At 68.8% G+C, this 12,527-nt stretch carries 10 protein-coding genes and 1 pseudogene; 6 read left to right on the top strand and 5 right to left on the bottom strand.

Translation table 11 applies throughout. From position 1 onward, the window contains the following. Positions 1-443 precede the first annotated feature (443 nt). A pseudogene (locus tag ACWD0J_RS11735) lies at positions 444-572 on the top strand (SDR family NAD(P)-dependent oxidoreductase); the annotation flags it as partial. 103 nt (positions 573-675) lie between these two features. Here ACWD0J_RS11735 and ACWD0J_RS11730 read toward each other — a convergent pair. Genes ACWD0J_RS11730 through ACWD0J_RS11720 form a run of 3 tightly spaced genes read right to left on the bottom strand, consistent with a single transcriptional unit; the run spans position 676 to position 3,283 of the window. Further along, entirely contained in the window at positions 676-1,461 is a 786-nt protein-coding gene (locus ACWD0J_RS11730) for an ABC transporter permease (RefSeq protein ID WP_451495596.1), read from the bottom strand. After that, the gene (locus ACWD0J_RS11725; RefSeq protein ID WP_451495595.1) at positions 1,458-2,309 is read right to left on the bottom strand and encodes an ABC transporter permease; all 852 of its coding nucleotides are present in this window, start codon (positions 2,307-2,309) and stop codon (positions 1,458-1,460) included. The genes ACWD0J_RS11730 and ACWD0J_RS11725 overlap by 4 nt, the downstream gene beginning before the upstream one ends. Beyond that, on the bottom strand, positions 2,306-3,283 hold the full coding sequence (locus ACWD0J_RS11720) for an ABC transporter substrate-binding protein (protein WP_451495594.1): 978 nt from the start codon (positions 3,281-3,283) through the stop codon (positions 2,306-2,308). The genes ACWD0J_RS11725 and ACWD0J_RS11720 overlap by 4 nt, the downstream gene beginning before the upstream one ends. A 434-nt stretch (positions 3,284-3,717) precedes the next feature. Between ACWD0J_RS11720 and ACWD0J_RS11715 the strand changes: the two genes are divergently transcribed. Together ACWD0J_RS11715 and ACWD0J_RS11710 are read left to right on the top strand one after the other, a co-directional pair. Beyond that, positions 3,718-5,109, top strand: coding sequence for an alpha/beta hydrolase family protein (locus tag ACWD0J_RS11715; RefSeq protein WP_451495593.1), 1,392 nt, complete (start codon positions 3,718-3,720; stop codon positions 5,107-5,109). A gap of 79 nt (positions 5,110-5,188) precedes the next feature. Next, positions 5,189-6,043 (top strand): PaaX family transcriptional regulator, encoded by an 855-nt coding sequence (locus ACWD0J_RS11710; protein ID WP_451495652.1) that lies wholly within the window; start codon positions 5,189-5,191, stop codon positions 6,041-6,043. A gap of 358 nt (positions 6,044-6,401) precedes the next feature. Here ACWD0J_RS11710 and ACWD0J_RS11705 read toward each other — a convergent pair whose 3' ends face one another. Next, complete coding sequence (locus ACWD0J_RS11705) at positions 6,402-8,723, bottom strand: family 43 glycosylhydrolase (RefSeq protein WP_451495592.1); 2,322 nt, start codon at positions 8,721-8,723, stop codon at positions 6,402-6,404. A gap of 340 nt (positions 8,724-9,063) precedes the next feature. On the opposite strand from ACWD0J_RS11705, the gene ACWD0J_RS11700 reads away from it, so the two are divergent. From ACWD0J_RS11700 to ACWD0J_RS11690, 3 genes are all read left to right on the top strand, one after another. Beyond that, entirely contained in the window at positions 9,064-9,849 is a 786-nt protein-coding gene (locus tag ACWD0J_RS11700) for a sensor histidine kinase (RefSeq protein ID WP_451495591.1), read from the top strand. Then, complete coding sequence (locus ACWD0J_RS11695; protein WP_451495590.1) at positions 9,846-10,511, top strand: response regulator transcription factor; 666 nt, start codon at positions 9,846-9,848, stop codon at positions 10,509-10,511. The genes ACWD0J_RS11700 and ACWD0J_RS11695 overlap by 4 nt, the downstream gene beginning before the upstream one ends. Before the next feature lie 246 nt (positions 10,512-10,757). After that, positions 10,758-10,967 carry a hypothetical protein gene (locus ACWD0J_RS11690; protein ID WP_451495589.1) on the top strand — a complete coding sequence of 70 codons (210 nt, stop codon included), beginning with the start codon at positions 10,758-10,760 and terminating at the stop codon, positions 10,965-10,967. A gap of 100 nt (positions 10,968-11,067) precedes the next feature. Here ACWD0J_RS11690 and ACWD0J_RS11685 read toward each other — a convergent pair whose 3' ends face one another. Further along, positions 11,068-12,501, bottom strand: a complete 1,434-nt coding sequence (locus ACWD0J_RS11685) for a glycoside hydrolase family 43 protein (RefSeq protein ID WP_451495651.1) — start codon at positions 12,499-12,501, stop codon at positions 11,068-11,070. Positions 12,502-12,527: the final 26 nt, after the last annotated feature.

The following is a 12,527-nucleotide window of genomic DNA, read 5'->3' as shown; positions in this document are numbered from 1 at the left end:
CGGCGCAGCAGGCGCCGTGGCACACCACCCACCTGAGAGAGGGGCATCTCCATGCCTCCTGCCGGATCTGTGACACCCACCCTCACCGAGAAGTTGGAGTCCTCAGGGACGAGCTCGATCTGACCGTCCGTTCCTCGCTCGGCCTGCGCTGGTCCGGCCTCGCCGTTCCTCGGCCTTCACCTCGGCGGCGGGCCGGCCGGCTACCGCGGCCTCGTCGCGCTCGCCGCGCCCGGCGTACCGGACGAGGAGCACCCGGTCATGCTCCGCGACAAGGTGGTCCAGCTCGTGGAGGACACCCACGGGCTCTTCCGGTACGGACACTTCACTGCAACTCGGACGACAGGCAGCGGGCGGTCCTCGACGCGCTCGCGGGACTGCCGCTGCCCGAACCGTGCAACAGCTGACTGCAACAACTGACTGGCACAACTGAGAGGAAACGGTCAATGGACCTGCAACTGGACGGCCGCCGAGCCGTGGTCACCGGAGGCAGCCGGGGCATCGGCTTCGCCGTGGCCCGTGCTCTGGCCGCCGAAGGCGCGGACGTGGCTCTCGTCGCGAGGAACGGTGAGGCGCTGGAGAAGGCGCGACGTTGCGGTGCCGGCCGGTGTAGATCTTCTGCAGGTTGCGTACGTCGAGCATCGACGTCTCCTTGTCGGGGTTGCGCCGGGCACGGCGTCAGGGGTTGCGCTGCGCGCGGCGCAGGCCGTGGTACCAGGCCAGGAGCCGGTTCTCGGCGAAGCGGAAGAGCAGCGACAGGGCGAATCCGAGGAGGCCGAGCAGCAGGACGCCGCTCCACATCTCGGGGATGGCGAAGGAGCGCTGGAACTGGACGATGGTGAAGCCGAGGCCGTTGCTGGCGGCGAACATCTCGCTGATGACCATGAGGATGATCGCGATGGACAGGGCCTGGCGCATGCCGGTGACGATCTGCGGGCTGGCCGAGCGCAGCACCAGGTGCCGCAGGCGCGCGACGCCGGTGATGCCGTAGGAGCGGCAGGTGTCGCTGAGCACCTCGTCGACGGCGCGGACGCCTTCGACGGTGTTGAGCAGGATCGGCCACATACAGCCGCTGACGATGACGATCACCTTCATGGTGTCGCCGATGCCGGCGAACAGCATGATGACGGGCACGAGCACCGGGGGAGGGATGGCCCGGAAGAGTTCCAGGACGGGCTCCAGGACATCCCGCACGACGCGGCTCATGCCGACCACCAGGCCGAGCCCCACCCCGACGACGACGGCGAGGAGATAGCCGGCGACCAACCGGGCCAGGCTGGGCACGACGTCTGACAGCAGCCGTTCGCCGGTCCACACTTCCCCGAACCTGCCCAGGATGGTGGACAGCGGGGGGACGTAGAAGTCGGTGCTGTCCGCGGTGGCGAACCACCACACGGCGAACAGGACCGTGGGCAGGCCCAGGACCAGCCCGGTCCGCCTGGCCAGTACGAGGACGTTCGTCACTGTCCCTCCCTGCGCATCGATTGGTGCCAGTGCAGTGCCCGCCGCTCGACCGCCCGCGCCACCAGGTTGACCGCGACCCCCAGGAGTCCGGTGACCAGGACCAGGGCGTAGACCCGCGGTACGGCGCCGGAGGTCTGCGCGACCGCGAGCTGGTTGCCCAGGCCGGGCGCGCCGATGACGAGCTCGGCGGTGATCGCCAGGACCAGCGCCACCGTCGCGGCCAGCCGCACGCCGGTCATCACGTACGGCAGCGCGGTGGGCCATACGACGTACCGCACCCGCCCCCAACTGCCCATGTGATAGCTGCGGGCGGTGTCCTCGGCGACCGGGTCGACGTCCTGTGTGCCTGCCAGCACCTGGACGAGCACCTGCCAGAAGGAGGCGTACACCACCAGCAGCAGCTTCGACTCCAGGCCGGTGCCGTAGAGCAGCACCGCCACCGGGATCAGCGCGACCGACGGGATGGGGCGCAGGAACTCGATGGTGGAGGCGGTCACCGCGCGCAGGACCGGAACGGAGCCGATCACCACGCCGGCGACCACACCACCCACGACCGCGAGGGCCAGGCCCAGGCCCCACCCGGTCAGGGTGTCACCGAGCGCCGCCCAGAACGCGTTCTCGGCGAGCAGGTGCCACAGCGCGCGGCCGGTCTCCGACGCCGGCGGAAGGTAGTCGGCCGAGACCGCACCGGTGCGGGGGAGCACCTCCAGGACCGCCACCAGACCTGCCAGGCCGGCGAGTCCGCGCAGTGCGGCGGTGGTGCCCGGGCTGCGCCGGGCGGCAGCACCGCCGGGGCCGGTACCGGTCCCGGCGGGCTTCGTCTTCACGGACGTGATGGCCGATGTCATGAGAACAGGGCGTTCAGGTCGGGCTTCTTGTCGCTGAACAGACCGTCCTTCTCGCCGAGCGCGGCCAGCTTCTCCAGGGAGGCCATGTCGTACTGCGCGGGCCAGGAGGGCAGCGTCAGGTTCTTGAGCACCGCGCCGTCGATCTTGGTGTACGTGGTGAGGATCTGGCGTGCCTCGTCCGGGTGTACGGAGGCGTAGGTGAGCGACTCGGTCATCGCCTCGGCGAACTTCTTCACCAGGTCGGGGTTTTCCTTCGTCAGCTGGGTCGAGGCGAAATAGGTCGCCACCGTGAGCTTGGGGTCGGTCTCGGCGAACGGCGACGCCACGACCCGGGCGCCCTGGGACTTGGCGATCGTCAGCGCGGGCTCGCCCATCCAGGCCGCGTCCACCTGGCCGCCGTCGAGGGCGGCCGGCATCTGGTCGAAGGCCATCTCCACGAACTTGACCTTCGAGGGGTCACCGCCGTCCTTGCGGACCGCCTCGCGCACGGTGGTGTCACCGATGTTCTGCAGGGTGTTCACCGCGACCGTCCTGCCGGCGAGATCCTTGGCGGACTTGACCGGGCTGTCCTTCTTGACGGCGACGCCGGTGACGTCGCCGCCGGCCTTGCCGTTGGTGGCCGCTCCGTTGACCACCGACGTGACCGGAACTCCCTTGGTCTGGGCGATCATCAGCGACGTGGTGTTGCTGAACCCGAACTGGAACTGTCCGCTCACCACACCGGGGATGATCGCCGCGCCGCCCTGGGCGCTCTCCATTCTCAGATCGATGCCGCGGCTGCTGAAGAAGCCCTTCTTCTGGCCCAGATAGAGCGGCGCGACATCGACGATCGGGATGACGCCGACCTTGACCTGTGTGGTTTTGCCGCCGCCCGAGGACGACGTACCACTCGTCCCAGCGGACGAGGACCCGCATCCGGCCGCACCGGCGACCGTGACCACTGCTATCGCAAGCCCGAGAATGCGCCGTCGCATAGGGCTCCTCCTGACGGAAGCGTGAATGAGAAAATGATTAATTTGCGCGGTTATGCGCCGAGTTGAGTGAATTGCGCGAACGTTATGACTTTGTCGAACAAGTCGTCAATGGGAGAGCCGCGGAAGTTCCGCGCATGGTGCCTGGCTTCCGTCGGCGCGGTTGTGGGGTGGGGCTGGGCCTCCCGCGATGACTCCGTGTGGAGCGAGGTGGATCGCGTCGGGGCCGAAGCTGTGCATGTTGTGCAGCTTCTTGACGGCCGCAATCTACACGCCTACCTTCGCGCTGTCATGCCCCAGCACAGAGGGACCGCGAAGGCTTGCCCCGGCTTCCCGGTCTCCGGCTGCGCCCCTCCTCCCGAGGAGACGGGTCTCGCCTGTCGTTCCACGCGCAGCGCTGTTCCCGCCACCCTCACCGAGACAACGGAGTCCGCATCGTGAAGTCCCGCATCCGCAGACGTACGGTCGTCGCCCTGGCGGCACTACTGCTCGCCACCCCCCTCGCCCCGTCCGCCCAGGCGGCCGAGACCGACGCCCACGTCGAAGGCACGTTGCCGTCCGGCGCGAGCTACGTGATGGACAAGCCGGAATCCTGGAACGGCACGGTCCTGCTGTTCAGCCACGGCTACACCCCGGCGGGCCTGCCCAATCCCGCGCGAAACGCCTCCGACGACGCCACCAAGTCCCTTCTGCTGAAGGAGGGTTACGCGCTCATCGGCTCCTCGTACGCGAACAACGGGTGGGCGGTGAGCGAGGCGGTCCCGGACCAGCTCGCCACGCTCGACGCCTTCACCTCGCGCTTCGGCACGGCCCGGCGGACCATCGCCTGGGGCGCCTCCTACGGCGGGCTCGTGACCTCGATGATCGCCGAGCGCCACCCGGACCGCATCAGCGGATCACTGTCCCTGTGCGGCCTGCTCCAAGGCGGCGTGGCCAACTGGAACAGCACCCTCGACCCGGTCTTCGCGTTGAAGACACTGCTCGCCCAGGATGCGGACATCCCCCTGACCGGTCTGGGGAGCCAGGCGGCCGCCACCGAGGCGGCCGGCACTCTGGCCGGGGCCGTCGGCGAGGCGCAGAACACGGCCTCGGGGCGGGCCCGTATCGCGCTGGCCGCCGCCCTGCACAACATCCCCGGCTGGAACGACACCTCCCAGCCCCAACCGGAACCGACTGACTGGGACGCCCAGCAGGCCAACCAGTTCCAGGCGGTCATGGGCCTGGTGCAGTTCCCTGCCTTCTCCTGGCGGCAGGAAGCCGAAAGCCGGGTCGGGGGCAACATGTCCTGGAACACCGGCGTCGACTACGCCGCGATGCTTCACAACTCCCCCCTCTACAAGGAGGTCAGCGAGCTCTACGCCAAGGCCGGTCTGTCCCTGACCAAGGACCTCACCACACTGAACGGCGCTCCCCGGATCGCCGCCGACACCAAGGCCGTCGACAAGATGGCCCTCACCAGCTCCTTCACCGGCCGGCTGGCCAAGCCGCAACTGACCGTGCACACCACGGGCGACGGCCTCATCCCGGTACAGGCGGAGAGCGCCTACAGCCGTGCGGTCACTGCGGCAGGCGCCGCCCCCCTGCTGCGTCAGGCCTTCGTCGAGAACGCGGGCCACTGCACGTTCAGCAGCGCCGAGGGAGTCGCCGCCCTGCACACCCTGGAGACCCGTATCACCACCGGCCGCTGGCAGGGCACCGATCCAGCCGCCCTCAACGCCCGTGCCACGGAGGTCGATCCCTCCGAACCGGCGCGCTACGTGAGCTACCGCCCCGCACGGTACCCGCGCCCCTACGACCTGGCCCACCCCACCGACCGGTACCGCCCCTGACACCACGCCGCCCGCCGTGCCCACGGCGGGCGGCCATACCCTTGCCAAGGTGACGCTCTCCCAGGTGAACGCCCTCAACGTGGACGACAGGTACCCCGATGCCGCCCCGGACTCCCCGGCCGGCCCGCAGCTGCGCCCCCAGTCACTGCTGCTCGCCTTCTTCGGCAACCACGTCCTCGAAGAGGGCCCGCTGTGCGTGTACTCGGGCAGCATCATCGACGTCCTCGCACGGGTGGGAGTCGGGGAGCAGGCCGTCCGCTCCACCCTCACCCGTATGGTGGGCCGCGGCCTGCTGCAGCGCCGGCGGCAAGGACGGCGCATGTACTTCGGCCTGACCCCGCACGCGGCGCAGATCCTCCGCGACGGCCGGAAACGTATCTGGCACACCAGCGCGGTCAACGACGACTGGGACGGGAACTGGACCCTGTTCGGTTTCTCGCTGCCCGAAGCCTGGCAACGTCAGCGCCACGACCTGCGGTCACATCTCACCTGGTCCGGCTTCGGTTCCCTCTACAGCGGGCTGTGGATCGCGCCGGGTGATGTCGACGTCTCCGAGATCGTCGCCGAGCTGGGCATCGCAGACCACGTCAAGATCTTCCACGCGCGGGCCGACGCGGCAACCGACATCGACGTGATGATTCGCGACACCTGGGACCTTCAGACCATCGCCGCCCGCTACACCGCCTTCGAGAACCGATGGATCACCCACGTCGGCGATCCGTCCGGCGACCCGCTGGCCACCCACCTGCGCCTGGTCGCCGAGTGGCTGGACATCATCCGCACGGATCCCCGGCTGCCCGCCCGGCACCTGCCACCCGACTGGCCCGCCCGATCGGCGGAGGAGACCTTCCGGCGCATCGCGGAACAGGCGGGGGAGCCTGCCCGCCGGGTGGCCGCCGAGCTGCTGGAGACAGCGCCGCTGCAAACCTCCTGAGCGGTTCCCTAAGCAGGTCGGGTGAAGTCCGCTACGCTTCGGCAGCGCACCGAAGGGGCGCGGGGCTGTGTCTGTCAGCGGCTCCGCCGCGGGGCGCGACCAGCCACGACGGCGCCGCAGACGATCGACGGCCCATCGCGGCCCCGCGGCGGAGCCGCACATCGGCACAGCCAGCGGGGCGCTTGACGGGGATGGTCGGCGGTCTGCCGGTCGGGGCGCGGCACGTTCAGCGGGTCTTGGATGACGTCAGACGAGATGGCCGCGTGCGCAGCATGTTCCGCGCGGGCCAGGGTGACGGAAAGACAGGTGACCCGCGCGGCAGAGCCGTACGGGTCACCTGGCGGGCGGGGGAATGCGATCAGGCCCAGGGGCTGACCGCCTTGAAGGAACTGTCGGCGCGGAACGTGGCGTTGTCCTGGAAGGGGTCGACGCGCAGCTCGTAGTTGACGTGGCGGAGGTAGCGGCCGGGGTAGTTGTACGACTCCAGGCCGACCGAGCCGGGGGCCGAACCGGGCCGGGCGCAGTAGGTGGCGTCCTTGTTGAAGAGCGCCGTGCTGTTGCTCGCGTCGAAGCGGATCCGGAAGTCCTTGTGGCGCAGGTAGCGGCCGGACGCGTCACGGAACGAGTAGCAGTCGGAGTCGGCCAGGCCGGGGATGACGGTGAAGGTGGCGCTCTGCTTGACCGCCGTGGTGCTGGAGGACGTCACCGAGTCGAGGTAGCCCAGGCTGTCCGACCGTACGACGGCGTAGCGGCCGGGGAAGTTGACCGACTGGAGAGAGCGGGTGGTGTTCACCGGCAGGGCGGTGCCGCCGGAGACCGGGTCGATGCTGCTCAGGGTGGGGACGACCTTCTTGATCAGGCCGGCCGAGTCGAACTCCAGCTTGTCGATGGTGGTTTCGCGGTGGGTGCCGTCGCCGCCGGGGATGGCGAAGCGGTGGTAGGAGATGTACCAGTCGTCGGTGCCCGGCACCTGGACGACCGAGTGGTGACCGGGGCCCTTGATGCCGAGGGAGAGGTCCTTCTCCAGGATCACGCCGCGCTTGGTCCACGGGCCGGTGGGGGAGGAGCCGGTGGCGTAGGCGACGCGGTAGTTCTCGTCCCGGGTGTCGTTCTCCGACCACATCAGGTAGTAGGTGCCGTTGCGCTTGATGACGAAGGAGCCCTCGTTGTAGCCGCTGGGGGTGATGTCGGTGACCTTCGAGGAGTCGAAGGAGACCATGTCGTCGTTCAGCGGGACGACGTAGGCGTGACCATTGCCCCAGTAGAGGTACGACTGCCCGTCGCCGTCGGTGAAGACCGCCGGGTCGATCATCTGGCCGGTGTAGGCGCCGCGGGCGACCAGCGGCTTGCCCAGGGGGTCCTTGAACGGGCCGGTGGGGGAGTCGGAGACCGCGACGCCGATGTTCGTGTCGGCGGAGTAGTAGAAGTAGTACTTCCCGTTCTTCGCGGTCATCGTCGGGGCCCAGGCGCGGCTGTCGGCCCAGCTGATGTCGGGACCGAGGTCGAGGATGACGCCGTGGTCGGTCCAGTGGACCAGGTCCTTGGAGGAGTAGGCCTTGAACTGCGTGCCGCTCCAGCCCGCGAAGCCGTCGGTGGTCGGGTAGATGTAGTAGGTGTCACCGAACCGGACGATGTTCGGGTCGGCGGTGAGCCCCGGCAGGACCGGGCTCTTCATGATGAGCGCCGAGACCGTCCAGGTGCGTTTCGCACCGTCGGAGCCGGTCACCTCGTACGTCACGGGCTTGGTGAAGTCGCGCGGGGTGCCGGAGGCCGGGCTGATGGACGCGCCCTGGGCGAGGGTGAACTGCGGGGCGAGCGCGGTGAGGTCAGTGCCCTCCTTCATCGGCAGCGTGATCCTGCTGCCCGCGTCGTCGACGATGGCGGCGATCTTCAGCGAGGGGTGGGTGGCCGTGGCGATGCCCGTGGTGTTCCCGCTGAGTTCGAGGACCTCGCCGGGTGCCAGCGCGCGATTGTAGACCCGGAAGTCGCGCATCTTGCCCTTGAAGAGCTTGTCACCGCTGTAGAGCGACTTGCCTATGGAGTTGGCCGTGGTGATGCCGGACCCGATGGAGCCGGGGGTGAGGGTGAGCGACGTGTTGCGGGCCACCTCCACGCCGTCCTGGTAGAGGACGCCCGTGGTGCCGGTCTGCGTGTAGGTGACGTGCTTCCAGACCGAGCGCGGCAGCGCGGCGGAGGTCTGGGTGTTCTGTTCGGTGGAGAAGTTCCCGGAGGCGATGGCGGTCCGCAGCGAGTTGCCGGTGGTGAACAGGTACCCGTTGCCGACGCCGTTGGCGGTGTTGCCGAAGCCGTAGAGGAAGTACGGCGTGGCCTGGGCGGCGTCGATCTGCACGTCCATCGAGACGGTGATCGAGTTCATGCCGCTCATGATGTTGTCCGGCACCTTGATGGAGGTGTCGGAGCCGTTGAAGGTGAGCCCTTCGGCACCCGACCAGCCCGCGGTGCCGTTGACGGTTCCGTTCCGGCCGTTGCCGGAGGCGTCCGCCGCCACGGTGCCCGAGGTGGCGTCGAGTTTGTACCAGAGGGCCAGGCCGTCGGTGATCTCCGCCGCCTGGGCGGGGGCCGCCGGGCCGACGACGCCCACCAGGAGCGCGGCGGCGGCCGCTGCGGCCAGAGCGGCGGGCCGGAACCTTCGGCGGCCCCGAGGTCTCACGCTGTGCATGGGTTCACATCCCCTGATGAAGAGAAGAAGACATGCCTGAGGAGAGGGCTGGAGACCTGGGCCGAGGCCCTGACGTTCCGCCCGTATGACATCGCGTTGCGTGAGTGTGAATTGGGGTATGAGGCAGCGTCAATAGTTCTCGAACAACATCCGACAGGTCGAACCAGTTCTTTCCGGCTCGGTGACTCGCAGCCGCCCGCGGACGCTTGGTCTGTCCGACCGCCGGACAGACACGAGAGGTCTTCACCGTCGCCGGCATCCGCCGCCGGGGAGGATGCGCGCGGTTGCGGGCCGCTACCACGACGTCGCCGGCGCTCGGAGCACCGCGCCGGTCTGTGCGGTGACGGCGAGAGTATTCACAGAAGGGACGATCATCATCGGCTGGATCGGTCTGGCCACCGCCCTCGGCGACTCCGCACGCAACCGCACGGCATACGTGGAAGCACTGCAGGAACGCGCCGCCCACGCCGAAGCCACCCGCGAGGAGGAGGCCCGTCGGCGAGTCCTCGACGAACGGCTGCGCATCGCCCGTGAACTGCACGACTCCGTCGCCCACCAACTCGTCTCGATCACCGCCCAACTCGGCGTTGCCCGCTATCTGTTCGCCCGCGGCAGGGCCGTCCAGCCGCAGACCATCGACCAGGCACACCGCAGCAGCCAGGCCGCTATGCGTGAATTGCGCTCCGCGGTGGGGCTTCTCCGCGCCGAATACGGCGGTGAGTCGCCGCGCACGCCCTTGCCGGGGCTCACGATGTTGCCGGAGCTGATCACCTCGGCCGAGGCAATGGGCATCACGGTACGGTCGCAGCACTGTGGAGCGCCCCGCCGGCCCCCGCCCGGAGTCGGGCTGGCCGCCTACCGCATCCTGCAGGAGTCCCTCACCAACGTCGCCAAGCACGCCGGACCGCGCGCCGAGGCGCGGATGACGGTCGAGTACCGGGACACCGCCCTGCATCTGACCGTGCGCAACCGCCTCCTCGGGCCGGTGGCCCCACCCGATCCGGCGTGTTACGGCATCGCGGGCATGCGCGAACGCGCCGCTGCCGTCGGCGGCACCCTGAACGCCGGCCTTGACGGAGGAGACTTCCTGGTCGAGGCCCACCTGCCGCTGGAGGTGGCTTCGTGACCATCCGCGTCCTGCTCGTCGACGACCAGACACTGCTGCGAGCGACGTTCAAGATGCTCATCGACTCCGAACCGGACCTGGAAGTGGTCGGTGAGGCCGCCACCGGACGGGAGGCCGTCGAGCAGGTCCGGGCCCGGCGGCCCGACGTTGTCCTGATGGACATCCGCATGCCCGGTCTCGACGGCATCGAAGCCACCCGGGAGATCACCCGTCTGGGCACCCCGGCGAAGGTCCTCATCCTGACCACCTACGAGACCGACGAGTACGTCACCGAGGCGCTGCGCGCCGGCGCCACCGGATTCCTTGGCAAGACCGCCGACCCGGAAGAGGTCGTCCACGGCATCCGCCGTGCCGCACAGGGGCGCCCCCTCTTGTCCGCGGTCGCCACCGAGATGCTTGTGCAGCACTTCCTCGCCACACCCGACGAGACAACCACGGCCGTCGATCCGCGCTTGGAAGAGCTCACCCAACGCGAACTGCAGATGGTCGCGCTCGCCGCCGAAGGGCTCTCCAACGAGCAGATCGGGCAACGGCTCGACCTCGCCGTCCTCACGGTCAAGACCCACGTCAACCGCGCCATGGCCAAACTGGGGGTCCACGACCGCGCCGGCCTTGTCGTCCTTGCCTACCGCTCAGGGCTGGTCAACCACCTTCTCGGCTGAACCGCAGCGGATGAACGGACCCCAGGCCACGAACGCCGTTGGGTGCAGATCCCATGAGCCTCACTGGCCTCGACCCTTTGCACGGTCGGGGCGTGCTTCGGTGAAGGCTGCGGATGGGCGTGACAACGCCCGTCTGACCCCTCCCAACCGAAACGACCCGCACCGAGCGGTGCATCATCAAGGTACGGCCGCTACGGCGGTGGGGTCCGGTACAGATCGCCGGTCTGCTGCACCACCCTCTTCCCGGTGCTGTGGACCTTGGACACCCAGGATGGGAAGTCCCCCGACGCGGCGAAGGTCACCCGGAGCGTCATCGACAAGGCCAAGTGCAACGACGTAGTCCTCATGCACGACATCCACGCCATGTCGGTCGGCGCCGTCCCGCGGATCTTGCGCACGCTCACCGCCCAGGGCTGCCGCCTCGTGAATGCGAGTCATCCCGCGCGCCACATGTGACGCGCGGGATGACTCACGGGTGGGATGCCGGCGCCTTGCCCGCTGGGGGAGCGGGCGGCGGGCGGGAGGGCGCCGTGAGGGCGCCGGCATCCCGGTCGGGTCAGCTCGTCACACGGAAGGTGGCGTCGCCGCGCGCCGTGGCGGTGGTGATCGGGTCGAGCCGCAGTTGGTAGGCGTAGTGGCGGATGTAGCGGTCGGGGTAGTTGTAGGACTGGAACGACGACCATGTGGAGTCGGCGAGTCCGGCGACCTGGCGGAAGGTGGCGTCCTGGGCGAACGCGGTGGTGCCGTCGTTGTAGGCCAGTGAGAAGTCGAAGTCGGTGTGGCGCAGGAAGTGTCCGGGGAAGTTCACCGACTCGAAGGAGACGGTGCCGGAACCGGCCAGGCCGGTCCGCATCCGGAACTGGGAGTCGTCGACGGGGCTGACGTTCGGGTCGATGCGCACGTCGAAGTTGGTGTGCCGCACGTATCGGTCCTGGAAGTTGTACGACTGGAGCCGGTTGGCCGTCGTGTTGGGCCAGCGTGCGAGCACGCGGCTCTCCTCGGCGGCCGTCATGTTCAGGATCCAGCCGTGGCGCTTCTTCGTGCCGCCCATGTTGTAGCTTCCCGACGCCTGCCTCTGGTAGCTGGCTGGATCGGAGGGGTTGGTCGTCAGGACCGGCATGTACCCGCCGCCCGTGGCGTACTGGTCGAGGTAGAGGGCCCACTTGTTGCTGCCGTTGAACTTCATCCACATCGGGCCTTCGACCATGGCACCGGTGAGGCCGACGCCGGAGAGGTCGCCGAGGGTGGTCCACGTCCCGAGGATCGAGTTGCTTCCTTCGAGCGTGATCTGACCGTCGCCGGAGGCCCGTACATAGCGGTAGTTGCCGACGCCGGACGGCACCTCGATGATCTGGGTGTCGATGATGCCCTGGGTACCGGCGCGGTCGATGTAGAGCTGCGGGGTGGTGATGGTGCGGAAGTCCGAGGTGCGGGCGTAGTAGATGCGGTGCTTCAGCACGCCGTTGAGGGTGGCGTTCGTCGCCCAGTACAGGACGTAGTCGTTGGTCGCCGGGTTCCAGATCGCCTCGGGCGCCCACGCGTTGCGTCCGTCGGGGATGGCGCCGGCGACGTTGAGCAGGCGCGGCTGCGACCAGGTGGCCAGGTCCGTGGACTCCCACACCACAAGGTTGCGGCTGGCATCGGTCTGGGAGGAGCCCCACGTCTGCCCGCAGCCGATGCACAGGTCGGTCGCGATGATCCAGTACTTGCTGCCGTCGGGGGATCTCACCAGTGCGGGGTCGCGCACCCCCTTCGTGCCGACCGTGGAGCGCAGGACCATGCCGCCGCCGTTGAGGTCGCTCCAGTTCACGCCGTCGGTGCTGTGCGAGAGGTACATCTGCTGATTGGTCGACCCCTCACCGGTGAAGTGCACCATCAGGTAGCCCGGGTCGGCGGCAGCGGCCCGCTGCGGTGCGGTCAGGGTCTGGCATGTGAGGAGAAGGCCGACGGCGACCAAGAGCGTCGCCAGCCGTGAGAACAGCGCGGATATGTACATTTCTTGTCTTTCTTGGAGTG

It is taken from the genome of Streptomyces sp. NPDC003011, from assembly GCF_053591515.1.
This window is presented reverse-complemented; position numbering and strand designations above follow the sequence as displayed.